The organism is Pseudomonas sp. FW305-3-2-15-E-TSA4, from assembly GCF_058787295.1.
In genome coordinates, this window is sequence record NZ_JBYSZP010000020.1 from 18,773 (window position 1) to 44,515 (window position 25,743).

Here is a 25,743-nt window from a genome sequence, read left to right on the forward strand (position 1 = left end):
TATGAATGTATATGAAAAAATCCTTTCACGAGCCGTTATAGTAAATCACGGAAGCGGCGTAATCGTTCAACCAATGACGTCAGAATACACTTACATTTTGACCGCCAAGCACAATTTGCCTACGGACAATGCAACGATTCGAGATCATTTGTGGCGGGAAATACCCAACGGACGTATTTTAAGACATCCCGATGCATCAGTGGACTGCGCGATAATTATACTTCCAAAACAAACGGAACTCTCATTTACTAGGTACAACGGCCCATCCGTTCCGCCAAGAACTGTCGCTGTAACTGTAGGGTTCCCAACGAACCGTAGAAATAAAAGCGATGTAGATGACCGATTTAAGCTTCAAGATGGAACGACCTCTCCGTCAATTCGCGGGAAGTGCGTCTTCACTTCTGAAGTACACTTAGACATTGACTCGGTCGAGGGGTTTTCAGGCGGCGGCTTGTACGTCCTATCCGCCGATGGGTTGGATGCACACCTATTGGGTGTGCAAGCAGCCATGGATGAGACTACAGAGCCTGGGAGATCAAAGTGTTTTGATCTAACATGGTTCGACAGTATGCTACAAAGCCATACACTCCCCCCTCTAGCGCCTAGTTTTCTTCAATGCTTCTCTCGACTCAATGAACAATCCTTCAACTTTAATGTATGGGAAGAAAAAAACGTTGAAGAGCTACGCATAGAACTTCACAAGCTCGCTTCGGAGCTAGTAGCCAGCGGTATACCTGCTCCTCACACAATACTGGAAAAGCACCATGCAGATCTGTTAGTTAACGGCGAGAGCGAACAGACTCTTTTCGATGAAGATCTATGGATCGCTTACATCGAATTTTTGATAATCTGCGCCATCATCGACAACACCAACCTCATAGACAACAATTATTTAGAGCATATAGAAAAAACTCGAAGATTCGTGTATCTGTCCAAAACCGACAACTGGCTCAGACATTATCGAGCAATATTGGAAACAGGAAAACGTTTGATCGGAAACATGGGCACGATAATAGTTGCGTCTCGAGGCAGCTCAAATGACGCTATCCCACCCAATAGTTTTTTGGAAGCAAATAATTTTGTGGACAACATCTGCCAACCTGTTGGGGACCAACTGGGTAGAATCGACTCAGGAATCGGTGGTGACAGTTCGGCATTACGAGTTGCCCATTTAGGCGGCCTCCACTCTACATGCGTTGTTCAAAAAGAAACTATCTATCGCTCACCACAAGCGGAACAGATCCTGCAGATATTCCGGAGAGAGTACAATGCAATTATCAAATGGTGAGATCGATCTCAGCTATCTTACTAACGAGTTTCAAGACGTATCATTTAGATCGTTCACATCTGAAGAAAAATCACTCATCACATGTTTCGCCTGCTGGTTCGACTCTCAAGAAAATCTTGTACAATATTGGGAGCCAATTCAGAACTTGTTGTCTTCTCACTTTAATTCTCAGTCCCCTTCTTCAAAGTGGAACGTTTACCTCGCTTTATTTTCACCAACGGCCTTAAGCAAACAACACAAATACAGCATCCAAAATGATAAGTTTTTTGCAAGAAAAATAGTATTCGATGACAAACCGGTAGACCCGAACTCAGAAGACGCTATCCAGTTACTAAGAAACGACCTACTCGGCTTGGATCTTAATCTTGTCAATAAATCAGAAAGCACAAAAGACGAATACAAATCCCAACTATCAAATTACATAACAACCAACCTACCAGAAAATAAATCACTGAGATCTTCTTTTATTAAATCACTAATTGACAACATGGAGTCAATATGAAGATCAGAAAGGTAGTTATCGAGGGATTCAGGGCATATCAAAAAAAGGAAGACGGCACATTTGATTTTTGTCACTCAGATGGTTCCCCGGCAGACTTCGTCACCATATTTGCTCCGAACGGTTTTGGTAAAAGTTCGTTTTATGATGCAGTAGAATGGGCTTTTACCAACAACGTCGAACGTTACATTCGACTACCACACCGTCTTTACAACGAAACAGCCGCGCGAGGAACCAAAGTTGCAAGTGAGCCTCAATATATTTTAAAAAATACTGAAATGCCGGCAGACTGGCCCACTTCAGTTAATGTTGACACTACATTAAAACCATTTCACAGATCCTTACCAACTATTCGAATTGACTCAAGAGACCTTCGATTCACTGAAGATCAAACAGAGGAAGACTCTTATCAGTTCAGAGAAATCTTTTTATCCCAAGATGCAATCGATAGTTTCCTTCGCGAAACCAAACCCGAGGATCGTTATAGCGACTTCATGGCAAGCTTTGGCAGTTCCTCAGAGCAAACACGCCATAAACTGCACCTAACAAAACAAGAAAACAACAATATTCTTGATACTCTTAACCAAGAGCTATCACTCTTACAAGAAAAATTGGAAGAGCCGATTGACTCACAAGTATTCACTTCATTTAATGAAATAGCCCACAAACTAAACGCGACTGGCGAAGAAATTCCAAGTGTAAGCGAAGATTTCTCTGCCATCACGGAACATGAAATTTTATCCCGCGCATTAACGAGGAAAAACTTTTTTACAAACCAATTCTTAGAGACAAGCGCATTAAAGCATTCGATCAACCAAAAAATCGGACTTCATGAGGACCTTATTCGGGCACAGCGTTCAAAAAAAACAGCCTCAGATGAAGTTGAAAAGTATACAAAATGGATTTCTAACGCTGATCGCTATCAACAACTTTATTCATCTGAGCAATCCGAACGTGCTCACCTAAATAAAACTTTACTCACGATAGAACACTTTTCTGGCCTCAAGAACGGCGCGCCTGCCTATATCAATCTCAAGGAACAGCTGAGAATAGCTAAGGAAAAATTTGAGGAGTTTAGCAAGCAGCTTGATGGTGTAAATCAATCACTAGCATTTGAAAATGATCGTAAAAGCAAACTAGATAAAAGCACCCTCCAAGTAAATGGAAAGTCTCTTGAACTAATTACTTTAAAATCGCAGTCACCCAGGCTCTATGCTGAAATAGCCTCAAATCAATTGCTACTTGAACAATTGGAAACTGGTCACACAGTTGCGGCCAGAGATACGGCGCTTACTGATAGCAGCATTGAACAGCTAAATGCTCAACTCGAAAAAGTGAGAGAAATCTTCATTGACCGACTCTTTTATGAGTCTGAAGACGCTCCGACCCTCAATATAAATCCAGAATTATTGACTCAACTCCAAAGTTTAGATCAACGAACGAACCTTCTCACAGAGCAAATCCAGGGGCTTTACATAAGCCAAGACCTTTTAAGACAGCATGCAAGCCAGATAGATAACTTGGTCTCACTCGGATTAGAGATAGTCAGAGAACACTCGCCTAGCGCCTGCCCATTGTGTAGTGCCCCATTTGGATCTGTAGGCGAGCTTACAGACTCAATCCAATCAAACTCTCATCTGTCTGAAACGGCAAAGAAAACCGAAGGTTTGATCATTGAGCTGGCATCCATGCAAGCCCTTGCGGAAGAAAGTATTGCCTCAACAATCCAATCTATAGAAACCGTCCGCGAGGAGGCCGTTTCTAAGATAATGAGTGCTCTTAACTTATTACACGCCCGCAAGACTAAATTAGATATAGATGCATCCGATATACTTCTCAAGATCTCCTCTACAAATGAACAACTTGACTCCCTACGCGCAAAAACCTTCCATCTACCGCCAAATCTTTTAGAAGAGAAAATAGCTAATGATCGGTTAATGTTAGAAAAAGAACTAGTAGAAACCAATAAAAATTTAGTGGCATGCTTGGTAGAGATTCATAATTTAGAAACGAAGGGCGGCGACATAGGTTCTGAAATATGGTCTCTAGCACAACAGATATCTGCGATCGAGCTAGACAGCGAGTACATTAAGCATCTTTCAGAGCCTATCAGTAATGATGGCAATATAGAAACTGTCACCAACGCATACAACTCCAAAATCGCAGAGCTAGAAATTCAAAAAGTAGCTTCAAACGCTTCTACAGCTCAGATTAATGCGCTGCTTAAAATTTTACACACTGAGATGCTCGCAGAGGGAAGCTGGCAACCTAGAGACACGCTACTAATGCTACTCAATCGAGCCCGCGAAGAGCTTGCAACATTTGAGTCTTATGTATTGGAATACTTCAATGATTTGAATAAAATTTTCGGCAAGACGCTAAATCAGGATGAAAATCTTATTGCAATTCTGCTCGACGAGATTGCAAAAATTGATGCATCAGAGAAAACAATCAACGAGAAAATTTTTCTATATACCGAGCTTGAAAGTCAGCTCAAAGCACTTACGCCCTATGTAGAACACCTAAAAACCACAAAACGACTAAATGAAGTATCCGAAGATCTTCAGAAACACCAAGAATTGGACAAAAAGCTTAGCTTCGAAATTTCTGAAGTTTCGAAACACTTAAAAAAACAAATACAGTCTTTCTTTTTCGCGGATCTTATAAACGGAATATATAAAAAAATTGCCCCCCATCCGTCATTTACGGACATAGATTTTGAGTGCGATTTCGGAATTGACACCAAGCCCCGACTGAATGTGGTCATAAAAAACAAAAACTCGAATCAAGTAATATCACCAAACCTATATTTTAGCGCAGCACAACTTAACATCCTCAGCCTGAGTATTTTTTTAGCGCGCGCTTTACATGCAGAGTTCAATGGCCAGCCGCTTGACGTGATACTTATCGATGACCCGATCCATTCAATGGACTCGATAAATATTCTGTCAACCATAGATCTTCTTCGCAGTATTTCCATTCGATTCGGCAAGCAGATAATAATTTCCACGCACGATGAAAACTTCTACGAATTACTAAAGAAAAAAATACCTTCAAATGAATTCTCTTCTAAGTTTCTGAAGCTTTCGACGTTTGGAGTAGTGGAAGCAGATTATGCTTAAAGGATTCTGCGGCTTCAATTTTATGAGAGAACAGCCCGGTTCGCTCTCAGCGTGTTACAAAATCCTTGATCCATGACCTTACGACGTTAAATGCTGCAAACAACCTTTGAACCAGTTGCGAATGAATGCTCTGATCAAGGCCTATGCACCTTCTCTTCACATAACCCACCTGAGCGTGATCAGTGTCGTCGAGCCCTTGGTTCTTGGATCTCAAACTGATGATCCCTCAGGTGGAACCACAGAGAATTGAGTCGCCTTTGGCGCCGACGATCGAAGAGCTAAGGTCCACATCGGATAAGTAGTGAAAATCTTGTATCCCAGCGTGTATCCCTAATCGTACAATCGATCCACAAGCATTGATTTATCTGACTTACGATGGTCTCCCTCGGGCACCAAAATTAAGAAAGGTCTTGCTTAGCAAGGCCTTTTTTTTCGTCTGTAAGAAAGTGAACGTGTGGCGCTGATCGCGCGCGCCCCGCACCTCCCCGCGATTTGTTTTTGATCAGATATCCGGTACGTGAACGCTCACAACCTGCGGGCAATTTCCTTCCAGATATAGCCGTAGTTGTATTTGAGCCAGAGAACCAGCGCTTTATCGAATTGCCTGCGAAACCAACTGCGCTCTCTCTCCGCCAGCCTTTCGTTGATCATGCTATTGAGCGATTCGGGGGTCGAAACCCGTCCAGACAGAGGGCACGGCAGCCGCAATATTGGTGAAACACACCGGTGCGACTTCTGAAAAAAGGATCTCGTACAGCACACCGGGATCGATGTTCTTTACCTGACTGGCTATGTAGTCGTAATCCACAGGGAAATCGTTGAACGGATCAGAGAGTGCGACCCTTACATTTATCAGTTCCGGCTCACTCAGAAAATGTCCCAATGCGAAAACTCCTCCAGTTCTTCATCCAGTGAGTCAGCGACCACTCCACCTGCGACGCCACCGGCAACCGATCCAACCAAAACAACAGCTTTTGCACAAATGGGAGCCCCTGGGCCACAGAGTGTGCTAACGCCCATACCCGCAAGAATACCGCCTACGGCACCACCGCCAACAATAATGCCTTGACGTGCCGCTTCTTTCGGTTTGTTTTCGGCATTGAGGATTTGATAAGTCGCGAGGGCCGCAGTCACCAGGACTCCGAGCTTCCCGATGATCAACATTTTCTGAGTGCCTTTCGTGAACTTCACATCGTCCCGACCGGCAGCTTCCAAAATGGTGTAGTGAACCTTTGACTGCTCTGCTGCAGTAAGGCTGTTGTAAGGTTTTTTGAAAAGTCGCTCCGAGTAGCGGCCAAAAAGAGACTGCAAAGTCCTGCCATCGGCTTTCTTCTTTTGTGAAGTGTTTCAGGGACAGACCACATGTTGAAAACGTGGTCTATCTCTGAGGGATCCAAGATGAATGAATGCTTGGGTTTGGCGATGGATGCCTTGGGCGGTGACGAGAAACCGCTGGGCGTGAGTTGCGAAAGTTTTCCGCCGAGTTCAGCGAGGCGCGTTCGCAGGAGCAGCTGGATCAGCCGCCCCTCGCGCTCAAGGGTTATTTGAAAGATATTCTTTAACGTCAGCCAGTACGATCAACCGCTTTTTTTGAGTCCCCCACCGACGTTGAAATCGACTGGTTGGCAAAAAAAAGGAAAAGATCGCGTTACCGCCGAGCCATTTAGTTCAATGTATTTTACTTGCAGAAAACAGTTCTCCTTCATATGAAGTCTGGTCCTGAGAACTTCGTTGATTTCAGGTGGAATAACGGATGGTATTACACTTCCGTTAAAAGCTTTCACCACATAGGCTTTTCCCGGATCTATCAACTTACCCTTCAAGTCGTCATCCAGAATATGCCATTCGCTCAACCCTTCTTCGCTTGTGGTTTTTATTTCGACTCCCGCAAGGCCTGCGGGTTTGGTTCCAACATTGGCGAGCATGAAAGTAGTGCTAATGGAATCACCCTTTAGAAACGACACTTTGATTTCCGCGACCTGAGATTCGAACAAACGCTTTACAGGTTCCGCTGCCCAAATTGAAATCACTGTTAACAAGAGGCTTGAAATGACCACGGGGCCAGCAACCCAGCGTCGCCAGCCCTGGAACGCACCACAATGGTGACACTTGGTTGCATCCTTATTTACAGTTTCTCTACACGCCACACACCGCTGTTTATCTGGGTTCACAAAACACCTTTAATTCATTCCTTTGTCCAACATGCTCGTCGCTGCCTGTCGATATATATGCCATCCTCACAGCGACCAACGGTTTCAGGGACAGACCTCATTTTGAAAACGTGGTCAGCCCCTTATTGACGCCCGGCGGCTTTCTGGCGACTGATTGCTTTCTGCAATTCTGCGGCTAACCTCCATCACTGCTAGCCATCGCGATTTCCGCCAGTGCGGCACACATGGTTAGAACTCTTCAGTCATTACCGATCCGACACACGGAAGCGAGGACTAGCAAATGGCATCATTTATCGTGAATAGAAACGTTCAAGCAAATGGCGACTACGAAGTGCACAACACGACGACTGGCTGTCAGTTCATGCCGCTGCCTGCCAATCAGGCATCACTGGGAAATCACCTATCGTGCACTGGTGCTGTAAGCGCCGCTCGAGTGGCAAACCCGACCCTACGGATTAATGGTTGTTACTATTGCTGCAATCCTTGCCACACCAGCTAGGTTTTCGACCACCGAAAGGGGATTTATGCCTATATCTGGGGCTGTGCAATCATAGGGCCAAGCATGCTGTATCCCTACGTGTCCCCGAACCGTGAATCTGGCTGTAGGCCACGGATTACATGGAAGATTCCACTCTCCCTCGGGCACCAAAATCAAGAAAGGTCTTGCTTAGCAAGGCTTTTTTTTCGTCTGTCGGAAAGTGGACGCGCAATGCAGAACGCTCACCACCGCGCGGGTAGCACGTGACATGGCACGGACTCAGGTATCGGAGTCGGTTGCAGACTCAATCTGAGCATTTCCCCCAAACAACCGCGCTGCTATCGCCCGCCCCCTCTCCAGCCCCTCCTCCGTCAACCAGACCGACTTGTTCCTGTTCACCGGATTACTAATGAAACCCTGTTCATGCAATCGGTTCATGATCTCGAAGTCGAACCCTTTCCAGGCATTTCCTTTATCGGAACTGAGTGCTGCCAACAGGGCAAGCACGGCGTCTTCCATCAGTTTGTCGTCGTATTCCATGGTCGTCACTCCATTCGTATCCAACAGTTAACGTCGAGTGTGTGAAGGCTCACCATAATACTCGCCGACCTCCGATGGAAATACCGCTCAATCCCGTGAAGGTTATTGATCGGCTTACGAGTGCCCAGCCTCGCCTTTGGGCTGCACTTGTTGATCTCACTCCGTATAATCACGCCCCTCTGAAAGTAGTCCACCGCATCGGTGGTTGCATCTACGCATTAACACTCACATTGACGGACGTCGCTAAGGCCCCCCCATGGAAACGTCACTGGAAACAGTCGCCCTTTTCTCCCTCAAGCTCGCTTACGAGGAAGAAGGCCTGAGCCCGATTCTGCGCGATGACATGGTCATGGGGGACTACCAAAAAGACGTGTTCGAATTGCTGGTGCGCCGGGGTGATGTCGAAACCATTCAGTTCAAGATGAACGAGTGCCTAGGCTTGGCGATGGATGCATTGGGCGGCGTCGAGAAACCGCTGGGGCGGGAGCTGCACAAGCTGTCAGCCGATTTCCGTCAGGCGCAGTCGCTGGAGCAGCTTGATCAGCCGCTCCTCGCGCTCAAGGGTTATCTGAAAGACATTCTCTGATCAGTTGCTTCACGCGCTGACCTTTCAGCGTCGAGCCTTCAAAACCCGAATATCCGTGGGAAATCCATCCGCCCCCACAATCTTCTTCCAGCCCACATACTGAAACTCGCCCCGCTCATCAATGTAATCGCCCTTCTCCACCGACCGGCCACCGACGATCGCCACGCGTTTTTCCTCGCCACAGCCGCCATCCGACGGGCGCACGGTATAGATCACGTACGGCTTCACATACTGCGTAGCGCGGAAGTGTTGGCCGCAGATTTCGTCGACGGTGATGAGCATGGTTTTCAGGCGGGCTTCGCCGTCCATGTCTTCGTGCAGTTTCAGGAAGGAGATCTCGCCGACGTCGCTGTAGCCGAGTGACCGGGCGCGTTTGTATTCGGGGGAGTTCTGGTGGGCGATGCGGCCTTGCTCGGCGGCCTGGTTCATTCTGGCGGCGAACTCGGCATTGCCTTGCGCAATGGTTGCCTCGGCTTGGCCGGCGACGTTTTCGCATTGCGCGAATTCGCGGGAGCCGAAGTATTGAGGCGTCAGGTTCGAGCGGCGCTGGTTCATGCTCCGCAGGCTGTTCTCCAGATCGCCGATCACCTCATAGGCGCTGGGTGCGCGACCGCTCTGGACGTCGGCGATTTTCTCCTGCATTCGCTGGCAGTTGGCGAGGTAATACTGCCAGCTGCTTTCCGGGGGCTCCTTCCACTCGGCGAATGCCGGGTTAATGACAGCGGCGCAGGTGATTGCACAAAGCGTGCGCAGAGCAGAAGCGGCTTTTGGCATGAGTAGTCCATTACGGGAATCAAGAAAGTGGCGCGACGCTACTATTTTGCTATCGTGCCGTCCACTGTCGGCAAAGTGCCGAGCGTTTGTACCGTGACGGGTTTCGAAGGATGGATACGATGGATGTTGTGTTTTTCTTTATCGCCTGGATAGGCATGTGGGTCTGGGTCGTCAGGCAGCGTGGTGCGTGGAATCTGCTACTCGCCAATGTGTTGGGCGCTGCCAGCGGCATGATTGTCGGCCTGGTGGTTTCGCAGCTTTGTGTCGGTCTGTTGGGCTCTAGCCGGCCACCGGTCCCAGGGGTCATGGGATCGCTTCTGGAAATGCTGGCGACTGCCGCGGCGCTGACCGGCGTATGGATGCTGGTGGCCCGTCGCTCGCAGGTCGAACACCCTGTCGCGCGTCAGCTACTGGCCGGCCTTTGCGGCGTTGTGGCCGGCATAACGGCGATCATGTTTTTTGTTCAGATCAATCCGCCCAATCTCGGCATGTGAATGTCTTCGTGGCGTCAGACCTCTATTTTGATATCTTGCCGTCCATCTTCAGCACTCACCGCCAGTGGGTGCTGTTTTGCAGGCTATTGAAGGGTTAAGGAAAGGATCGAATGGATTTTCTGAGTTTTCTGGCATTTATCGCCGCCTGGGGTTTGATGTGGCGCTGGGTGGTGAAAAACCGCGGCAGCTGGAATCTGTTTTACGGCAACATCGTTGGCGCGGCGGGTGGTTTTATCGTCGGCATGGTGGTGCTGTCGATCTTCCTGTCGTTGTTCCCGTCGGCGCATAAAGCCGAAAAGGCGCCAGTCGAAGACGTGATCGCACAGAACGATGTCACCACCAGTCTGTTGCCCGAAGCCGAGTCGGACTCGACGTCCGCGGTGCTGGAAAACGCGCCGGGCTTTGCCGTGATCGAGCCGGATAACCAACCTTCTCCGCCGGATTCCGCACTGCTGCCGAATTACGCCAGCCGGGCACCGAAATCGATATCGGAAAAAACCGTCCTGGATCAGAGCGACGCGCAGGGCCGTAAAGCGCTCACCGCGCTGCGCGACAAGCTTGGGCAAAATGCCGACAGCGATAAATCGATGCTCGCGTATGTCATGTGCGGCACGGTGGTCACCAGCACACTACGCTTCCCGGCGTCGGAGCGCTTCGCCGACAGTTCTGCCATTGTCACCAAGCGCTTCAAGGATCAGGTTTACACCCTCAGCAACAAGGTCACCGCGCGCAACATGAACGGTGATGACGTCACTTATCGCTTCGACTGCTCGGTGCAGGAGCAATCCGCGTCCGCCGAATGGCGACTGCTGGCGCTGAAGCTGCAGAAGGCTGACTCTTAAGCCTCGTTTAAGGGTTCAAGGCGCCGGCTGCGCTATCATCGCCAGCCTGTGCGTCTTGAGCTTTGCCCCTGAATGTCCCCGATACCTGCTGACCTGAATCCGCTGCCTCCCGTCTTGGCCGGCCCACTGCTGCGCCGGCTGGAAACCACGCGCGTGGTGCTGTGGGTGGTCGGTACGCGTCAACTGTCGCTGACGTTGCGCCTGCAAGGCGTAGGAGACATCCCTCTCGATGCCGGGAAATGCACGGTCATTCCTGTAGGCCGTCATGCGTTCGTTCATTTGATTGACGTTGTGCTCGACAGCGCCCTGCCCTGCGACACGCGCATCGACTATGACCTGCTGATCGACCGCCAGACGCCCATCGTCGAGTGGGCGCCGCATCTGCTGTACGGCAATGACCGCTGTCCGAATTTTGTCGTGCGCTCACGGATTGATCAGTTGCTGCATGGCTCCTGCCGCAAGCCACATCATCCGGCGGCAGACGGTCTGCTGTGCGTCGATCAACTGCTGTCCGGCGAAACCGATCCGCAACAACGCCCAGCGCTGCTGATGATGAGCGGCGACCAGGTTTACGCCGACGATGTGGCCGGCCCGATGCTGCGGGCGATTCATGCGTTGATCGAGCGCCTCGGTCTGTTCGACGAACACCTCGAAGGTGCCGTGGTCAGCGACAGCGCCAGACTCTACGAACATCCGGCCAGCTACTACCACCGCGCGGATCTGTTGCCGGCGCTAGAGAGCAACGAGACTTTGCGCGAGCGATTTTTCGGCGGTGCGCGCAAGCCGATTTTCACCAGCAGCAGCGCCGACAATCACTTGGTGACCTTCGCCGAAGTGATGGCGATGTACTTGCTGGTGTGGTCGCCGGTTGCCTGGGGGTTGATCAATCCTGCTGTTCCGTCACTGACGCCTGAACGCTTGAAGCGCTACACCCTGGAGCAAACCCGCATCGATGGCTTTAAGGCCGGTTTGGGCAACGTCGCCCGAGCCTTGGCGCACCTGCCGAGCCTGATGATTTTCGATGACCACGACATCACCGATGACTGGAATCTATCCGCGCAATGGGAGGAAACCGCCTACGGTCATCCATTCTCCAAACGCATCATCGGCAACGCCTTGATCGCGTACATGTTGTGCCAGGGCTGGGGCAATAATCCGGACGCGTTCAAGGATGTGCTGGAGAACACTCGCCGCCTGAGCGCCAGTGGTGACGATCAATATCTCGACAGCCCGGTGCAGGACGCGCTGATCGATGATTTGCTGCGCTTTCAGCATTGGCATTTCGTGCTGCCGAGCAGCCCGGCGCTGGTAGTGCTCGACACCCGCACCCGCCGCTGGCGCAGCGAGATGGCACTCAAGCAACCCTCCGGTTTACTGGACTGGGAAGCGCTGAGCGAACTGCAGCAGGAACTGCTTGATCATCCGTCAGCAATCATCGTTTCCCCCGCGCCGATCTTCGGCGTGAAGCTGATTGAAACCGTGCAGAAGGTTTTCAGCTGGTGCGGCTATCCGTTGCTGGTCGACGCCGAAAACTGGATGGCTCATCGCGGTGCGGCGCAGGTGATCCTGAACATTTTCCGACACACCCGCACACCCGGGAACTACGTGGTGCTGTCCGGCGACGTGCATTATTCCTTCGTCTACGAAGTGCTTATCCGACACCGCAAGGCCGGGCCACGCATCTGGCAGATCACCAGCAGCGGCATCAAAAACGAGTTCCCGAAAACCCTGCTGGAATGGTTTGACCGCCTCAACCGCTGGCTCTACTCGCCGCGCTCGCCGTTGAACTGGTTCACCAAACGCCGACGCATGCGCATCGTGCCCTATACGCCGGAACATGCCGAAGCGGGTGAGCGGCTGTGGAATTCGGCGGGGATCGGCCAGGTATTTTTCAATGCGCAGGGGCAGCCGAGCGAGATCATTCAGCACAATTCGAACGGGGCGCTGAAGACGCGGATGCTGGCGCCGGAGTTGGGGGATTATCCTGATTGATATGGTTTCCTTTTGCCCATAGTGAGATTGCAATGACGATACCTTCGCGATTACTTATCACCCGCGACAGCGTACATGCCGGCGATGATTGCGAGGCTCCCCATGCGCGCTGGATCAACCTGCAAGTGAGTGAAACCCTGGAGGATGCCCTGCGCCTACTACTCCACAATGGTTATCTGCCAAGCATTGCTGGTGGATGTGCGACCTGGATCGTACGCGGCCCTCAGGCCCTAGCTGTAGTTGCCCAACAATGGCGGGAGCCGCGTTTTCTGGTCGACGCCCAGTCGACACTGGTCAATTTGGAAGAGTTGAGATTTGTATATTGGTGCCAGGTAGATCCAGAGATTGTTTTCGACTGCCTGCTAACAGGCGCCGAACTTCCTGACAGATACAGCGGATTTAAGACGTCAAAGTAGTCGGAAGGGGATTACAGTTTTTAAGGAAACATCTCTGGAATCGCTGGTTCATACTCTGCCTCCCTTACACAGGAAGCAGAGCCATGCGAAAAAGAAAGCCAGACCCTTTAGAAATCGATACAACGACTTACCTTTTAAGCTCCCCGGCCAATGCTAGAAGGCTGCTGAGATCTATCGCAGAAATGCACAATGGAATTCGTGCAAATACGGACGCCTCTTCGTTCAATTTCGTGCCTCTCAGTCAGTTGAGACCGCCAGCCCCACACCTCTGACAATCATCCCCACCTCCCGCTCATCAATCGTCAGCGGCGGCAACAGCCGTATCGTCTTGCCACGCGTCACGTTGATCAGCAATCCATGATCCCGCGCCGCAATCAGCGTCAGATCGCGAATCGGCTGTTTCAACTCGATGCCGATCATCAAGCCCTGCCCGCGAATCGCCAACACATTGGGGTTGTCTGCCAGTTCGGCGCGCAGGCGGGTCAACAGGCGCTCACCCTGCACCCGGACATTTTCCAGCAAGCCCTGTTCTTCGATGATATCCAGCACCGTGCAACCGACCCGGCAGGCCAGCGGATTACCGCCGAACGTACTGCCATGGCTGCCGGGGGTGAACAGATCCGCCGCCCTGCCCCGCGCCAGACAGGCGCCGATCGGCACGCCATTGCCGAGCCCTTTGGCCAGGGTCATGACGTCCGGCACGATGCCTTCATGCTGGAACGCAAACCACTGGCCAGTGCGGCCGATACCGGTCTGGATTTCGTCGAGCATCAGCAGCCAGGCGCGCCGATTGCACACTTCCCGCAGAGCTTTGAGATAGCCGGGCGGCGCCAGTTGCACACCGCTTTCGCCCTGGATCGGCTCGACCAGAATCGCCACGATGCGCGCGCCATGTTTTTGCTGCAGCTGATCCAGCGCCGCCAGATCACCGAAAGGCACTTTGACGAAATCTCCCGGCAGATCATTGAAGCCCAGGCGCACCGCCGGGCCATCACTCGCCGACAACGTACCGAGCGTGCGGCCATGAAAAGCGTTGGCCATGACCACCACCAGCGGCTGTTCGATACCTTTGCTCCAGCCGTACAAGCGCGCAAGTTTCAGTGCGGTTTCGTTAGCCTCAGCACCCGAGTTATTGAAGAACGCGCGATCCATGCCCGACAGCTCAGTCAGCCGTTTGGCCAGTTGCTGCTGCCAGTCGATGCTGTACAGATTGGAGGTGTGCAGCAGCATTCCGGCCTGCTCACTGATGGCCGCGACGATCCGTGGATGCGAGTGCCCGACGTTGGTCACCGCAACCCCGGCGACGGCATCCAGGTATTCACGACCGGCCTGATCCCACAGGCGCGTGCCCAGGCCTCTGGTGAAGCTCAGGGCCAACGGTTGGTACGTGTTCATCAGGGCGGCGGTCATGACTTCAAACTCCAGTGAAGGTCGGTGTGTTTGCAGTATGGTTAGCCACCAGAACTGGATAAACTCGGTAAAACTTCAATCATTTAAAAGCAGAGCTTGATAATGGACCTGTTGCAGGCAATGAGCGTCTACGTGAAGGTTGTAGAAGCCGGGAGCATGACGGCAGCTGCGTTGCAGTGCGAAATGTCCACGACCATGGTCGGAAATCACCTCCGCGCACTGGAGCAACGGCTCGGCGTACAGTTGCTGCAGCGCACCACCCGCCGGCAGCGACTGACCGAGTTCGGTAGCGTTTACTACCAGCGCTGTCTGGATGTTTTGGGCTTGGTGGCCGACTCCGAACGCCTCGCCGAACAGGCCCTTGATGAACCACGTGGTCTGCTACGCATCACCGCGCCGCTGACTTTTGGCGTCGAACGCCTGGCCCCGGCGCTCAGCGAGTTTTCCCTGCAATACCCGCAGGTGAAAATGGATGTGGTGCTGACCAACCGCCGTCCGGACCTGCTGGAAAGTGGCCTCGACGTAGCGTTTCGGCTGGGGCATTTCGAGCAGTCGAACCTGATCGCCCGGCCGCTGATCGACTACACCCTGACCGTATGCGCCTCCCCGGCGTACGTCGCGCGACGCGGCATGCCGATCACCCCGGAAGACCTGCAGCAACACGACTGCCTGTCGTTCGCCTACCCTGCCGGCGATGACTGGCAATCGGTGGAAAAACGCTGGCGCCTCAGCGGCCCGGACGGCGAGATTCTGGTCGACGTCAGCGGCCCGATGCTGATGAACACCTCGGCCGGCCTGCATCAGGCAGCGCGCACTGGGATGGGCATCGTCATGCTGCCGGACGCGCTGGTGGAACAGGACCTTCGCGACGGCAAACTGGTGACGGTGATCCCCGATTACCAGCCCCCGAGCCGCCCTTTGCATCTGTTGTACGCGCCGGATCGTTATCGTTTGCCGAAGCTACGGCGCTTCGTCGAGTTCGCGATGAAAACCTGGGGCAGATCCTGACTCAATTGCTATCGACTACGCTCCGGTGATTGCCGACAAGGATGCTGCTATCGATGAGAAACGACCTTACCGTACGCGATCTGTTGCCCGACGAAGTGGAGCCAGTTCGGCTGTTTCTCGGCCTACATGGCTGGGGACACCGAACAGGCTCCGGCGACTACTTCGCCCAACTCATCGAAAACTCGCAACGCACTGCGGTCGCGCTGAGCGGCGAACAAATCATCGGTTTCGCACGAGGCATCACCGATGGTTTGTCCAACGGTTATCTGTCGATGGTGGTGGTCGATGACCAGCATCGGCGCGCCGGCGTCGGGCGCGCACTGGTCGAGCATGTCATGGGGGACAACCCCGAGATCACTTGGGTACTGCGCGCCGGGCGCGAAGGTGCGGAGGCGTTTTTTGCCAGTTTGGGGTTTGAAACATCGGTAATTGCCATGGAGCGCCCAAGGCTCAAGTAACACGTGAGAAATCAACTCCCGCTTTTCACCAACACCGGTTTCTCCTGATAACGCTGCGCAAACAACTGCTTCAACTGCGCCACCTTGGGCATGTCGTTGATCACGATGTACGGATAGCTTGGGTGTTCGGTGAGGAAATCCTGGTGATAGTCCTCCGCCGGGTAAAAGCCGTTGTAGGTTTCCAGTTGGGTGACGATCGGTTTGCTGTAGGCATGCGCCGCGTCGAGTTGGGCGATGTAGGCCTGGGCCACCCGTTGTTGATCGGCATTGACCGGGAACAGCGCCGAGCGATATTGCGTGCCGCTGTCCGGCCCTTGGCGGTTGAGTTCGGTCGGGTTGTGGGCCACCGAAAAGTAGATCTGCAGCAGGCTGCCGTAGCTGACTTGCGTCGGATCGAAGGTGACTTGCACTGACTCGGCATGACCGGTATCACCTTCACTGACCCGCTCATATTCCGCCGTGTTCGCCGTACCTCCGGCATAACCGGAGACGGCTTTCTGCACACCTCTGACGTGTTGGAAAACCCCTTGCACGCCCCAGAAACAACCACCGGCGAACACCGCGGTTTCACTGTGCGCCTGAGTGGTTTCGTCGAGGGCTGGCGGCGGGATGACCACCGCGTCCTCTGCACCGAAAGAGAACGCCGAGCACTGACCGATCACACCGGCCATGGCGACGCCGAGCAGTGCACGGCGCCAGTTGTTTTGAGCTTTCATGTTGCGCACTCCCGATCAGCCGAAGGTGAAGGCGTAAGCCGATACGCCCGGGTCAAGAAATTCGATGGTGAAGGTCCGGTCTTTCACCTCGTCGGTTTGCCGCACCAATTGGTACAAGCGCTGTTCGGTCACGCGGCCGCTGCCATCCGCGGCGACATCTACTCCGTGAGCATCGCCCGGCGCCTGACCGTCAATCGACACGTTGAAACGCACCGGTTTGCCATCTGCGCCCGGCCCCAGTACCAAATGCAGATCGCGGGCGTGGAAGCGATAGACGATGCGACTGGCCGGCGCACTGGCGGTGGCGCGCTCGGCGCCGACAGCCCACTGGCCGCCAAGGCTCCAGTCATTCAAAGTCAGGTTGGCCGGTGGGTTATAGGTCGCGACCTTGTCAGGCACCAGCCCGGTTTCCGGTACGAAATGTTCCGCACGCTGGTAGCCGACGTAGGTTTCCGGTGACAGCACCTGATTCATGTCCGGCGCCTGTTGCACGCCTTGGGCATCGGCGTTGATCAAGCCGTCGGCGACGGTTTTCGCCCCGGCCTCACGCAGCAACTGCTGTATGACCCGTTCCGATTCGGCGTAATCCCCTTCGCCAAAATGGTGGTAACGAATCCGTCCTTGAGCATCGGCAAAATAATGCGCCGGCCAGTATTCGTTGTTGAAAGCACGCCAGATTTTGTAGCCGTTATCGATGGCGACCGGATAGTTGATACCCAGCTCCTTCATGGCTTTAGTGACATTGCCGACATCGCGCTCGAAAGCGAATTCCGGGGCGTGCACGCCAATCACTACCAGGCCTTGATCGCGGTACTTTTCCGCCCAGGCTTTGACGTATGGCAAGGTGCGCAGGCAGTTGATGCAGGAGTAGGTCCAGAAATCCACCAGCACCACTTTGCCCTTCAATGCCTGGGCGTCCAGCGGTGGCGAATTGAGCCATTGCACGGCGCCATTGAGCGGCGGCAACTGGCCTTCAACCGGTAGTGTTCCAGGTGCCTTGTCGGCAACTTTCATCGCCCCGCCGGCAGCAGGAATCTGCGCCATCATGGTTCCGTTGCCCGTCGGCGATTTGCTGGACAGCTTGCCGACCAGCGCCTGTTCAATCCCGCCCGTGGAAGCCGTCGACAGCCGCGCCAACAGCCCGGTGTCGAGGCCCAGCGCAATCGCTGCGACACCCGCCAGCATCGCCGCCCCCAACCCGCGCCGGATCCACTCCCCCGTACCGATCGAGCGCTTCATCAACGCAAAGACCTTACTGCCCAGCAGCAGCGCCGCCGCCAGTGAAGTCGCGGCGCCCGCCGCGTAGGCGAGCAACAACAGCGTGGTGGCGATGCTTGCCCCTTGCAGCGCGGCTCCGGTCAGAATCAAACCGAGGATGGGCCCGGCGCACGGTGCCCAGAGCAGACCCGTGGCGACGCCAATCAGAAACGAGGCGCCGGGACGCGGCCGATTGTCCTGGCCCGCGGCTTCGGACAGCCGACTGCCGGCCGAGACCAGCGGTCGCGTCAGGCGCTCGGCGAGACGCGGCAGCAGCAGCGTCAGCCCGAACAGTGCAACGAACAGCAACGCGAGCCAGCGCCCGTACTGATTGACTTGCACCACCCAACCGCCGCCCACCGTCGCCAGTGTGGCGACGAGGGCGAAAGTCAGCGCCATCCCGGCCAAGAGCGGCAAGCCACTCTTGATAAACGGCTGCCCGGTGCGAGCGAAGACAAAAGGCAGAACAGGCAGGATGCACGGACTGACGATCGTCAGCACACCGCCCAGATAAGCGAGAACCAAGAGCCACATGGTGTCGTCCTGTAGAAAGTGAACATCGAAAAATGGCCATGGCTCATGCCGCCACGGGTTTGAACGTCATCGCCAGGCCATTCATGCAATAGCGCAGGCCGGTGGGTTTCGGGCCGTCGTCGAACACATGTCCCAAGTGCCCGCCGCAGCGTCGGCAGTGCACTTCATTGCGTGACATGCCGAACGATCGGTCCTGACGCGTGGCCACCGCATGTTCCAACGGTGCCCAGAAACTCGGCCAGCCCGTGCGGCTGTCGAACTTGGTCGCCGATGAAAACAGCGCCAGATCACAACCCGCGCAGGCAAATGTGCCGTTGCGATGCTCGTCGTTGAGCGGGCTGGTATAGGCCCGTTCGGTGCCTTCTTCGCGCAGGATGGCGTACTGCTCGTCCGAGAGCAGCGAGTGCCATTCACTGTCGCTGTGGCTCACCTCGAAAACCTCATCGGCATGGGCTTGCTCGATCAGTGCGGCGCCCGAGGAAAATTTTGGCAATACACCCGCCACCAGAGCTGCAACCCCCAGCCCGCCGCTCGCTACGAGAATCTGTCGCCGTGAAAACATGGCCGTCTCCAAAAATTCCAGGTGCCTGTCATGGAACACAGCCTAGGCTTGGGTTGATCGCCAAATCCTCACGGGAAGTTAACGAATTCGTGATAACTCGCCCCGAGGAAAACCCGCACAATGCGCTCACTGCGCCGAAGGATTGAGCTTGATGGAATTAACCAGACGCATCCTCGTGGTCGAGGATGACCAACACATCGCCGATTTGATTTGCCTGCACCTGCGCGATGAGCATTACGACGTCGTGCACTGTGCAGACGGCGACGAAGGCATGCGCCTGTTGCAACAGGGACAATGGGATGCACTGATCCTCGACCTGATGTTGCCGGGGGTCGACGGCCTGGAAATCTGCCGCCGCGCCCGGGCGATGGCGCGCTATACGCCGATCATCATCACCAGCGCCCGCTCCAGCGAATTGCACCGCATTCTGGGTCTGGAGCTGGGTGCCGACGATTACCTTGCCAAACCGTTTTCAATGCTGGAACTGGTGGCTCGGGTCAAAGCCTTGCTGCGCCGGGTCGACGCCATGGCGCGCAACCTGAAAATGGACGCCGGCAGCCTCAGTCTCGATGGTTTGAGCATCGACCCGATCACCCGCGACGTCGCCCTCAACGGTGCGCGTCTGGACCTCACTCCGCGAGAGTTCGACTTGCTGTATTTCTTCGCCCGACAGCCGGGCAAGGTGTTCTCACGCATGGACCTGCTGAACGCGGTGTGGGGCTACAGCCACGAGGGTTATGAACACACGGTGAACACGCACATCAATCGCCTGCGGGCGAAAATCGAAAGCGATCCGGCGCAACCGACACGCATCCTCACTGTGTGGGGTCGCGGCTATAAATTCGGCACGGAACAACCATGAGACTGAACCTGTCGCAGCGCCTGTCGCTGGTGTTCGCCGTTTTGCTGCTGGTGTGCTGCGGCACCTCGGCATGGCTGCAGGTGCGCTCCAGCAAGATGCATGAACTGGAAGTGGTGCAAGGCCTGTCGCGGGAACTGGCACAGCACATCGCCCATGACACGGTGCTGATGGACAGCCATGGCCTGATGCCCGGCGCCGTGCGCGAACTGTTCAGCAAGCTGATGCTGGTCAACCCGAGTGTCGAGGTGTACCTGCTCGACATCGAGGGGCGGATTGTCGGCAATGCGGCACCGGAAGGACATCTGCGCCGGGAGACGGTCGATCTGGCGCCGATCCGCCGGCTGCTCGATGACCAGCCGTTGCCTATTCTCGGCGATGACCCGCGCAGTGCCGACGGGCGCAAGGTCTTCAGTGCCGCGCCGTTACGGGTCAACGGCAAGCCCGCCGGTTATCTGTACGTGGTGTTGCTCAGTGAAGAACACGATCGCTTCGCTGAACGGGGCGCGACCAGTGCTGCACTCAATACGGCGTTGCTGTCGATCGGGCTGGTGGCGCTGTTGTGCCTGATCGCGGGTCTCACGGCGTTCAACCTGATCACCCGGCCACTGCGCCGATTGACCGAAACCGTCAGCCGGTTCGACATTGATGGCGCGCCGCAACCTCTGCCTGCACCTTCAGTGGCTGTGGATAAAAGCGCTGACCCGGATGAAATCGCCGTACTCGATGGCGCCTTCCGGCAGATGCAAAACCGACTGGGTGAACAGTGGCGCTCGTTGACCCGCCAGGATCAGGAGCGCCGCGAACTGGTGGCGAACATTTCTCACGACCTGCGCACACCGCTGGCCTCGTTGCACGGCTATCTGGAAACCCTGACGCTCAAGGACGCCACACTCACCGCCGAAGAACGCCGCCGGTATCTGGGCATCGCGCTGGATCAGAGCCGCAAGGTCGGCGGGTTGGCGCAATCGCTGCTGGAGCTGGTACGTCTGGAGCACGGTTTCGTGCAGCCGGTACTGGAGCGCTTCTCGCTGATCGATCTGCTGCAGGACATCTTCCAGAAATTCGAACTGGCCGCCGAAGCACGCCACGTCGAACTCAAGGCCAGCTTCGGTCCGAACCTGCCGACGGTGTGCGCCGACCTTGGGTTGATCGAACGGGTGCTGACCAACCTGGTGGATAACGCCTTGCGCTACACGCCTGCGGGCGGTGAAATCGAGCTGGATTTGAAATCCCAGGGCGCACTGGTGGAAGTCACGGTCAGCGACACCGGCCCCGGCATCGCTCCCGAGTTGCGCGAAGGTCTGTTCCTGCGTCCGTTCAATATTGGTGGGGCGCGACGTGACGGTGGACTGGGCCTGCGGATCGTCCACCGCATCCTGCAACTGCACGGGCGTGAGATTCAGTTGATCGATGTCGCCGGGCGCGGGGCGACTTTCCGCTTCACGCTGCCGACCGATCAGCAAACCGCTGAACAGTGGATGGTGCGCTCGATGAACCTGAACACGCCGGACAAATAATCCGCACCACCGGACTGTTGTTCCGTGACAACGCCGCCCCGCTCCCCTAAATTAACCGGCCTGAAAAAGACCTCGCGCTTTCTCGTTTCCACTCAAGTTAAAAAAGTAGTGAAATTTCAATGTCCGATTTCAACACCGCTGAATCCGTAGTCACCGAATCGTCCAAAGCGGAATACGAAAACTCCATCAATCTTTCACAACACCTTCCACAAGCCAAAATCATCAGCGAGATGGTGCTGGATGCTTTCCAGTCGACCCGCGAAAGCGACCAGATCCGCGAACTGCGCGCCGCGATCCGTCAGGCGCACGACAGCTTCGATGACGACAAGGCCTACGAGCTGATGGGCGAACTCAAGCGCCTCAAGGACGCCGAGGCCGCCGACCTCGCCGCCCTCGAAGACCTGAGCAGCAAGTTCTCGATCGGCCGCATCCTGTCCTGCTTCAAGGACGATCCGGCGTTCCAGGAAATCGTTTACGGCCTGGCGCTCAAAGTGCTGAATCAGACCCACCAGGCGATCAGCAACCCGAGCGGCGGCAAGGGCAAGGCTGCCAAGAAGAAAGAACTGGAAATCTTCACCATCAGCAAGGACGGCAGCAGCGTGACCCTGCCGCTGCGCACGCCGCGTTCGCGTCTGAACGTTGACCGTGAAGCGCTGGAGTTCCTCGGTTTCACCTTCGTCGGTGAAGGCGAAGAAGCCGAGTTGGAGGGCGAGACCTTCATCGACAACGCCGGCACCGAACACGCGATCAACCGCAAGAACATCATCACCGCCCTGCAACAGCAAACCGCGTTCGATGGTTACAGCATCGCCGCGCAGTAATCCCGGCGCCGACAAAAAAGCCCCGCTCTGAGATTCAGGCGGGGCTTTTTGTTGGGCGGCGCGGCGATCAGACTTCCGACTGCACCGCCGCGATCATGTCGACTTCAATCGCGGCGTTCTTCGGCAACTGATAGACACCGACCGTGGTGCGGGTGTGCCGGCCGGCATCGCCGAGCACATGGCTGAACACATCCGATGCACCGTTGGCCACTTCGCTCAGGTCTACGAAGTCCGGGGTCGACTTCACATACACCGTGACCCGCAACAACGCCCGGATCTTGTCCAGCGAACCCACCGCATCGACAATCAGCGCCAGGCAGCGCATGGCACTGATGCTCGCGGCGGCCTGGGCGTCCTTGAGGGTCAACTCCAACCCGACGCGACCGGGATACAGAATCCTGCCATTGACCCGCGGCACCATGCCGCTGATGTACAACTCATCGCGGTGGCGGATCAGCGGCGCGTAATTGCCGCCGGCGGTGTTCTCGCCATAGATGTCGTAGTTCAGCTCTTGTGCCAGGGCAATGAAGCGTTCGTCGCAGGTCATCCTCTCAGTCATTTCGCCCAGCCTTTTGATCAGTGCATGAAGAATCGCGGAGTGCAACAGTTGAGCGCCGAGGAAGTGGCATGGCGCTATCATTGAAGACTGGATCCAAATCTAGGTGGTTTGCGGCGATACCGCAACCTGTCGTTCTGGACGAAAAACCCCGCGACTCTATCGAATCGCGGGGCTTGATGACCTATATCAACGAACTATCTACACAGCGCCCAAGCGCTCAACCATATCAGGGAATTTCTCCACCAAGCGGATCAACAGTGCCGCCTGAGCATTGGGCTTGGACTTCTCCTGCTCCCAATTCCTCAATGTGCTCGGGCTGGTCCTGATTCGCTTGGCAAATACCGCTTGTGACATGTGCAATTTTTCACGCAGTGCAACGATCTCTTGTGCACCAACCTCGGGAACCGGTTTGTCCTCGACGACCGTATTGCGCAGCGTAATTTTACCTTCGCGATGGGCGGCCATCTCTTCAACGCCCTGCATCAATTCCGCAAACAGGTCGCGTTTTTTCATGAGGCACCTCTTTTTCTCAACTCTATCTCAATGGCTTTTTTGAGCGCCTTCTCTTGCTCGGCGGACAGATTCTCAAGCTCATCTTTGTCATAAATCGCAAACATCCAGAACTGGCGATCATTCATAAGCCAATAGTAGATGACCCGCAAGCCGCCTCGTCGGCCTTTGCCACGTCGTGCATCAGACCAGCGTACTTTTCGGAAGCCACCAGTCCGCGGTATTACGTCGCCCGTCGCTGGATTGCACTGCAGATAATTCTGCAACTCCCGATACTCATTGTCCGTCAGGTAACGACCAACGCTCGCGGTGAATATTGTGGTTTCAAAAAATACGGTTCGCATGGGCAAACTATAGGCAACTTGCCCATAGAGAGACTATCAACAAATTCGTCCTTTGATAAACATCCGATCAACAAAAAACCCCGCACATCTCTCAATGTGCGGGGTTTTTCGTGAAGCCATCCAGCCTTACGGCGCGTACGTCAGCAGCAGCTCGGCCGGCACCTTGAAGTCCAGGGACATCATGACGCTCAGGGCGGTGATGGTGAAGATCGAGAACACGAACAGCTTGCGTGCCCAGACCGTGTCATCCACCGCCTTGTAGCCGGTCCAGGCCATGTACAGCCAGTACATGCCCATGGCCGCGGCGACCGCGAGGTAGCTCATGCCGGCGTAACCGCTGAAGGTCAGCATCAAGGTCGCCACGAGGAACGCCAGGATGTAGAGCAGGATGTGCTTCTTGGCCACTTCGATTCCGCGCTTGACGGGCAGCACCGGAATCGATGCGGCCAGGTAGTCGTTGAAGCGGAAGATCGCGATGGCGTAGGAATGCGGCATCTGCCACAGGCTGAACATCACCAGCAGGGTCAGTGCGGCCATGTCGAAGCTGTTGGTTACGGCAACGTAACCGATCACTGGCGGCATGGCGCCCGACAGACTGCCCACCAGCGTGCCGTGAACCGACTTGCGCTTGAGGTACAGGCTGTAGAAGCCGACGTAGATGATGAAGCCGATTACCGCGAACAGGGCGGCCAACGGGTTGGCCACCTTGTACAACAAGGCAACGCCGAGAACACCCAGGATGGTCGCGTAGACCAGGGCCAGTTTCAGGGAGATCAAGCCCTGCACCAGCACCCGGTTCTTGGTGCGTTCCATCTTCAGGTCGATGTCGCGGTCGATGCAGTTGTTGAACACGCAACCGGAGGCCACAACCAGGGAAGTGCCGATCATGGCGGCCAGGAACACCGCCAGATCTACATGCCCTTTCGAGGCCAGGAAGAACCCGCCTGCCACAGAAAGCACGTTACCGAAAATGATCCCCGGTTTGGTGATTTGGATAAAGTGCTTGAGCGACATCGGGTCTACCTCACTTCGCCATCATGTACGTGTGGATGCTGAACATGATCCACAGCGACAGGCCAACCAGCAGCAGGATCACGATGGCCGTAAAGACAAACGCGATCACGTTGTTACGTTGTGCAATCGAACGGTCCAGGTGCAGGAAGTAGTACAGGTGAACAATCACCTGGATTACTGCGAACAGCAGGACGATTGCCAGCGTGGTCGACTTCGGCAAGGTCGGGAACATCACCAGGCCGAACGGGATGGCAGTCAGGATCACCGACAGGATGAAGCCGATGGCGTACGACTTTACGCTGCCGTGGCCAGCATCATGGCTGTCATGGGAGTGTGCATTAGCCATTACAGAGTCCCCATCAGGTAAACAACGGTGAATACGCAGATCCACACCACGTCCAGGAAGTGCCAGAACAGGCTCAGGCAGCTCAGACGGGTCTTGTTGGTCGCCGTCAGGCCGTGCTTGTTGACCTGGTACATCATGATGCCCATCCAGATCAGACCCGCGGACACGTGCAGACCGTGGGTACCGACCAGGGTGAAGAACGCCGACAGGAAGCCCGAACGGCTAGGACCGAAGCCCTCGGAGATCAGCAGGTGGAACTCGTTGATCTCCATGGCGATGAAGCCTGCGCCGAGCAGGAAGGTCATGAACAACCAGCCCAGAACCTGCTGCTTCTTGCCTTTGTACAACGCCAGCATGGCGAAGCCGTAGGTGATCGAACTGAACAACAGCAGAGCGGTTTCGCCCAGCACGTATGGCAGTTCGAAAATGTCGTGGCCCGACGGGCCACCGGCGACGTTGTTTACCAGTACTGCGTACACCGCGAAGATCGACGCAAACAGAATGCAGTCGGTCATCAGGTAGAGCCAGAAACCGTATACGGTCATCTCGCCCGAGTCGTGGTGATGGTCATCGTGCCCATGGTCACCATGGGCGTGTCCAACATTGGTCACTAAGTTCGACAT

27 protein-coding genes and 1 pseudogene are annotated in these 25,743 nt (G+C 54.8%); 13 read left to right on the forward strand and 15 right to left on the reverse strand.

What is annotated here, in order from left to right; genetic code table 11:
- Window position 1: 1 nt before the first annotated feature.
- The 3 genes from AC3WMV_RS24265 to AC3WMV_RS24275 are packed head-to-tail and all read left to right on the forward strand — an operon-like array spanning window position 2 to window position 4,909.
- Window positions 2-1,288: an ABC-three component system protein gene (locus AC3WMV_RS24265; RefSeq protein ID WP_146038484.1), complete on the forward strand. Its 1,287-nt coding sequence runs from the start codon at window positions 2-4 to the stop codon at window positions 1,286-1,288.
- Entirely contained in the window at window positions 1,269-1,790 is a 522-nt protein-coding gene (locus AC3WMV_RS24270; protein ID WP_146038483.1) for an ABC-three component system middle component 1, read from the forward strand. The genes AC3WMV_RS24265 and AC3WMV_RS24270 overlap by 20 nt, the downstream gene beginning before the upstream one ends.
- Window positions 1,787-4,909, forward strand: coding sequence for an AAA family ATPase (locus AC3WMV_RS24275; protein ID WP_178085653.1), 3,123 nt, complete (start codon window positions 1,787-1,789; stop codon window positions 4,907-4,909). The genes AC3WMV_RS24270 and AC3WMV_RS24275 overlap by 4 nt, the downstream gene beginning before the upstream one ends.
- A gap of 525 nt (window positions 4,910-5,434) precedes the next feature.
- Here AC3WMV_RS24275 and AC3WMV_RS24280 read toward each other — a convergent pair.
- The 4 genes and pseudogenes from AC3WMV_RS24280 to AC3WMV_RS24295 form a co-directional block, all read right to left on the reverse strand.
- Window positions 5,435-5,792, reverse strand: a pseudogene (locus AC3WMV_RS24280) (DUF7079 family protein).
- Window positions 5,777-6,220 (reverse strand): hypothetical protein, encoded by a 444-nt coding sequence (locus tag AC3WMV_RS24285; protein WP_310650478.1) that lies wholly within the window; start codon window positions 6,218-6,220, stop codon window positions 5,777-5,779. The pseudogene AC3WMV_RS24280 and the gene AC3WMV_RS24285 overlap by 16 nt, the downstream one beginning before the upstream one ends.
- A gap of 266 nt (window positions 6,221-6,486) precedes the next feature.
- Window positions 6,487-7,080, reverse strand: coding sequence for a hypothetical protein (locus AC3WMV_RS24290; RefSeq protein ID WP_146038514.1), 594 nt, complete (start codon window positions 7,078-7,080; stop codon window positions 6,487-6,489).
- A 757-nt stretch (window positions 7,081-7,837) separates the two neighbouring features.
- Window positions 7,838-8,098, reverse strand: a complete 261-nt coding sequence (locus AC3WMV_RS24295) for a DUF6429 family protein (RefSeq protein ID WP_103369540.1) — start codon at window positions 8,096-8,098, stop codon at window positions 7,838-7,840.
- Between the two features lie 256 nt (window positions 8,099-8,354).
- On the opposite strand from AC3WMV_RS24295, the gene AC3WMV_RS24300 reads away from it, so the two are divergent.
- Entirely contained in the window at window positions 8,355-8,684 is a 330-nt protein-coding gene (locus AC3WMV_RS24300; protein WP_103369541.1) for a hypothetical protein, read from the forward strand.
- 24 nt (window positions 8,685-8,708) lie between these two features.
- Here the strand turns inward: AC3WMV_RS24300 and AC3WMV_RS24305 are convergent, their stop codons facing one another.
- Entirely contained in the window at window positions 8,709-9,458 is a 750-nt protein-coding gene (locus tag AC3WMV_RS24305) for a hypothetical protein (RefSeq protein WP_103369542.1), read from the reverse strand.
- Between the two features lie 119 nt (window positions 9,459-9,577).
- Here AC3WMV_RS24305 and AC3WMV_RS24310 point away from each other — a divergent pair, with 119 nt between their 5' ends.
- From AC3WMV_RS24310 to AC3WMV_RS24325, 4 genes are all read left to right on the forward strand, one after another.
- Entirely contained in the window at window positions 9,578-9,952 is a 375-nt protein-coding gene (locus AC3WMV_RS24310; RefSeq protein WP_103369543.1) for a hypothetical protein, read from the forward strand.
- A gap of 110 nt (window positions 9,953-10,062) precedes the next feature.
- The gene (locus AC3WMV_RS24315; RefSeq protein WP_103369544.1) at window positions 10,063-10,794 is read left to right on the forward strand and encodes a hypothetical protein; all 732 of its coding nucleotides are present in this window, start codon (window positions 10,063-10,065) and stop codon (window positions 10,792-10,794) included.
- 72 nt (window positions 10,795-10,866) lie between these two features.
- Window positions 10,867-12,786, forward strand: a complete 1,920-nt coding sequence (locus AC3WMV_RS24320; protein ID WP_103369545.1) for an alkaline phosphatase D family protein — start codon at window positions 10,867-10,869, stop codon at window positions 12,784-12,786.
- 32 nt (window positions 12,787-12,818) lie between these two features.
- Window positions 12,819-13,202 carry a hypothetical protein gene (locus AC3WMV_RS24325; RefSeq protein WP_097086172.1) on the forward strand — a complete coding sequence of 128 codons (384 nt, stop codon included), beginning with the start codon at window positions 12,819-12,821 and terminating at the stop codon, window positions 13,200-13,202.
- Between the two features lie 237 nt (window positions 13,203-13,439).
- Here the strand turns inward: AC3WMV_RS24325 and AC3WMV_RS24330 are convergent, their stop codons facing one another.
- The gene (locus AC3WMV_RS24330) at window positions 13,440-14,612 is read right to left on the reverse strand and encodes an aspartate aminotransferase family protein (RefSeq protein ID WP_103369546.1); all 1,173 of its coding nucleotides are present in this window, start codon (window positions 14,610-14,612) and stop codon (window positions 13,440-13,442) included.
- Between the two features lie 102 nt (window positions 14,613-14,714).
- Here AC3WMV_RS24330 and AC3WMV_RS24335 point away from each other — a divergent pair, with 102 nt between their 5' ends.
- Both AC3WMV_RS24335 and AC3WMV_RS24340 read left to right on the forward strand, forming a co-directional pair.
- Window positions 14,715-15,620: a LysR family transcriptional regulator gene (locus tag AC3WMV_RS24335; protein WP_097086174.1), complete on the forward strand. Its 906-nt coding sequence runs from the start codon at window positions 14,715-14,717 to the stop codon at window positions 15,618-15,620.
- Between the two features lie 53 nt (window positions 15,621-15,673).
- Window positions 15,674-16,078 (forward strand): GNAT family N-acetyltransferase, encoded by a 405-nt coding sequence (locus AC3WMV_RS24340; protein WP_103369547.1) that lies wholly within the window; start codon window positions 15,674-15,676, stop codon window positions 16,076-16,078.
- A gap of 11 nt (window positions 16,079-16,089) precedes the next feature.
- On the opposite strand, the gene msrA is transcribed toward AC3WMV_RS24340, so the two are convergent.
- Genes msrA through msrB form a run of 3 tightly spaced genes read right to left on the reverse strand, consistent with a single transcriptional unit; the run spans window position 16,090 to window position 19,147 of the window.
- Window positions 16,090-16,794 carry a peptide-methionine (S)-S-oxide reductase MsrA gene (gene msrA, locus AC3WMV_RS24345; RefSeq protein ID WP_097086177.1) on the reverse strand — a complete coding sequence of 235 codons (705 nt, stop codon included), beginning with the start codon at window positions 16,792-16,794 and terminating at the stop codon, window positions 16,090-16,092.
- Window positions 16,795-16,809: 15 nt separating this feature from the next.
- On the reverse strand, window positions 16,810-18,585 hold the full coding sequence (locus tag AC3WMV_RS24350) for a cytochrome c biogenesis protein DipZ (protein ID WP_103369548.1): 1,776 nt from the start codon (window positions 18,583-18,585) through the stop codon (window positions 16,810-16,812).
- 43 nt (window positions 18,586-18,628) lie between these two features.
- A complete protein-coding gene (gene msrB / locus AC3WMV_RS24355) occupies window positions 18,629-19,147 on the reverse strand; it encodes a peptide-methionine (R)-S-oxide reductase MsrB (RefSeq protein ID WP_027612157.1) in 519 nt (172 codons plus the stop codon).
- Window positions 19,148-19,298: 151 nt separating this feature from the next.
- On the opposite strand from msrB, the gene AC3WMV_RS24360 reads away from it, so the two are divergent.
- The 3 genes from AC3WMV_RS24360 to AC3WMV_RS24370 all read left to right on the forward strand — a co-directional run bounded on the left by AC3WMV_RS24360 (window position 19,299) and on the right by AC3WMV_RS24370 (window position 22,347).
- On the forward strand, window positions 19,299-20,009 hold the full coding sequence (locus AC3WMV_RS24360; RefSeq protein ID WP_027612158.1) for a response regulator transcription factor: 711 nt from the start codon (window positions 19,299-19,301) through the stop codon (window positions 20,007-20,009).
- The gene (locus AC3WMV_RS24365; RefSeq protein WP_103369549.1) at window positions 20,006-21,526 is read left to right on the forward strand and encodes a sensor histidine kinase; all 1,521 of its coding nucleotides are present in this window, start codon (window positions 20,006-20,008) and stop codon (window positions 21,524-21,526) included. Before AC3WMV_RS24360 ends, AC3WMV_RS24365 begins: the two co-directional genes overlap by 4 nt.
- Window positions 21,527-21,645: 119 nt before the next feature.
- Window positions 21,646-22,347, forward strand: coding sequence for a hypothetical protein (locus tag AC3WMV_RS24370; RefSeq protein ID WP_103369550.1), 702 nt, complete (start codon window positions 21,646-21,648; stop codon window positions 22,345-22,347).
- A gap of 67 nt (window positions 22,348-22,414) precedes the next feature.
- Here AC3WMV_RS24370 and AC3WMV_RS24375 read toward each other — a convergent pair whose 3' ends face one another.
- The 6 genes from AC3WMV_RS24375 to cyoC all read right to left on the reverse strand — a co-directional run bounded on the left by AC3WMV_RS24375 (window position 22,415) and on the right by cyoC (window position 25,743).
- Window positions 22,415-22,906: a RidA family protein gene (locus tag AC3WMV_RS24375; protein WP_103369556.1), complete on the reverse strand. Its 492-nt coding sequence runs from the start codon at window positions 22,904-22,906 to the stop codon at window positions 22,415-22,417.
- Window positions 22,907-23,104: 198 nt separating this feature from the next.
- Window positions 23,105-23,419: a helix-turn-helix domain-containing protein gene (locus tag AC3WMV_RS24380; RefSeq protein WP_047599259.1), complete on the reverse strand. Its 315-nt coding sequence runs from the start codon at window positions 23,417-23,419 to the stop codon at window positions 23,105-23,107.
- The gene (locus AC3WMV_RS24385; protein WP_103369551.1) at window positions 23,416-23,760 is read right to left on the reverse strand and encodes a toxin; all 345 of its coding nucleotides are present in this window, start codon (window positions 23,758-23,760) and stop codon (window positions 23,416-23,418) included. Before AC3WMV_RS24385 ends, AC3WMV_RS24380 begins: the two co-directional genes overlap by 4 nt.
- Window positions 23,761-23,886: 126 nt before the next feature.
- Window positions 23,887-24,774 carry a heme o synthase gene (cyoE, locus tag AC3WMV_RS24390; protein WP_003227980.1) on the reverse strand — a complete coding sequence of 296 codons (888 nt, stop codon included), beginning with the start codon at window positions 24,772-24,774 and terminating at the stop codon, window positions 23,887-23,889.
- A gap of 10 nt (window positions 24,775-24,784) precedes the next feature.
- Window positions 24,785-25,120 (reverse strand): cytochrome o ubiquinol oxidase subunit IV, encoded by a 336-nt coding sequence (gene cyoD / locus AC3WMV_RS24395; RefSeq protein WP_003227981.1) that lies wholly within the window; start codon window positions 25,118-25,120, stop codon window positions 24,785-24,787.
- Window positions 25,120-25,743 carry a cytochrome o ubiquinol oxidase subunit III gene (gene cyoC, locus AC3WMV_RS24400; RefSeq protein WP_003227982.1) on the reverse strand — a complete coding sequence of 208 codons (624 nt, stop codon included), beginning with the start codon at window positions 25,741-25,743 and terminating at the stop codon, window positions 25,120-25,122. The genes cyoD and cyoC overlap by 1 nt, the downstream gene beginning before the upstream one ends.

Bases quoted from the DNA above. Each gene is read 5' to 3' on its own strand.
- AC3WMV_RS24265 (WP_146038484.1), top strand. From the start codon at position 2: ATGAATGTATATGAAAAAATCCTTTCACGAGCCGTTATAGTAAATCAC.
- AC3WMV_RS24270 (WP_146038483.1), top strand. From the start codon at position 1,269: ATGCAATTATCAAATGGTGAGATCGATCTCAGCTATCTTACTAACGAG.
- AC3WMV_RS24275 (WP_178085653.1), top strand. From the start codon at position 1,787: ATGAAGATCAGAAAGGTAGTTATCGAGGGATTCAGGGCATATCAAAAA.
- AC3WMV_RS24295 (WP_103369540.1), bottom strand. From the start codon at position 8,098: ATGGAATACGACGACAAACTGATGGAAGACGCCGTGCTTGCCCTGTTG.
- AC3WMV_RS24300 (WP_103369541.1), top strand. From the start codon at position 8,355: ATGGAAACGTCACTGGAAACAGTCGCCCTTTTCTCCCTCAAGCTCGCT.
- AC3WMV_RS24305 (WP_103369542.1), bottom strand. From the start codon at position 9,458: ATGCCAAAAGCCGCTTCTGCTCTGCGCACGCTTTGTGCAATCACCTGC.
- AC3WMV_RS24310 (WP_103369543.1), top strand. From the start codon at position 9,578: ATGGATGTTGTGTTTTTCTTTATCGCCTGGATAGGCATGTGGGTCTGG.
- AC3WMV_RS24315 (WP_103369544.1), top strand. From the start codon at position 10,063: ATGGATTTTCTGAGTTTTCTGGCATTTATCGCCGCCTGGGGTTTGATG.
- AC3WMV_RS24320 (WP_103369545.1), top strand. From the start codon at position 10,867: ATGTCCCCGATACCTGCTGACCTGAATCCGCTGCCTCCCGTCTTGGCC.
- AC3WMV_RS24325 (WP_097086172.1), top strand. From the start codon at position 12,819: ATGACGATACCTTCGCGATTACTTATCACCCGCGACAGCGTACATGCC.
- AC3WMV_RS24330 (WP_103369546.1), bottom strand. From the start codon at position 14,612: ATGACCGCCGCCCTGATGAACACGTACCAACCGTTGGCCCTGAGCTTC.
- AC3WMV_RS24335 (WP_097086174.1), top strand. From the start codon at position 14,715: ATGGACCTGTTGCAGGCAATGAGCGTCTACGTGAAGGTTGTAGAAGCC.
- AC3WMV_RS24340 (WP_103369547.1), top strand. From the start codon at position 15,674: ATGAGAAACGACCTTACCGTACGCGATCTGTTGCCCGACGAAGTGGAG.
- msrA (WP_097086177.1), bottom strand. From the start codon at position 16,794: ATGAAAGCTCAAAACAACTGGCGCCGTGCACTGCTCGGCGTCGCCATG.
- AC3WMV_RS24350 (WP_103369548.1), bottom strand. From the start codon at position 18,585: ATGTGGCTCTTGGTTCTCGCTTATCTGGGCGGTGTGCTGACGATCGTC.
- msrB (WP_027612157.1), bottom strand. From the start codon at position 19,147: ATGTTTTCACGGCGACAGATTCTCGTAGCGAGCGGCGGGCTGGGGGTT.
- AC3WMV_RS24360 (WP_027612158.1), top strand. From the start codon at position 19,299: ATGGAATTAACCAGACGCATCCTCGTGGTCGAGGATGACCAACACATC.
- AC3WMV_RS24365 (WP_103369549.1), top strand. From the start codon at position 20,006: ATGAGACTGAACCTGTCGCAGCGCCTGTCGCTGGTGTTCGCCGTTTTG.
- AC3WMV_RS24370 (WP_103369550.1), top strand. From the start codon at position 21,646: ATGTCCGATTTCAACACCGCTGAATCCGTAGTCACCGAATCGTCCAAA.
- AC3WMV_RS24375 (WP_103369556.1), bottom strand. From the start codon at position 22,906: ATGACTGAGAGGATGACCTGCGACGAACGCTTCATTGCCCTGGCACAA.
- AC3WMV_RS24380 (WP_047599259.1), bottom strand. From the start codon at position 23,419: ATGAAAAAACGCGACCTGTTTGCGGAATTGATGCAGGGCGTTGAAGAG.
- AC3WMV_RS24385 (WP_103369551.1), bottom strand. From the start codon at position 23,760: ATGCGAACCGTATTTTTTGAAACCACAATATTCACCGCGAGCGTTGGT.
- cyoE (WP_003227980.1), bottom strand. From the start codon at position 24,774: ATGTCGCTCAAGCACTTTATCCAAATCACCAAACCGGGGATCATTTTC.
- cyoD (WP_003227981.1), bottom strand. From the start codon at position 25,120: ATGGCTAATGCACACTCCCATGACAGCCATGATGCTGGCCACGGCAGC.
- cyoC (WP_003227982.1), bottom strand. From the start codon at position 25,743: ATGTCGAACTTAGTGACCAATGTTGGACACGCCCATGGTGACCATGGG.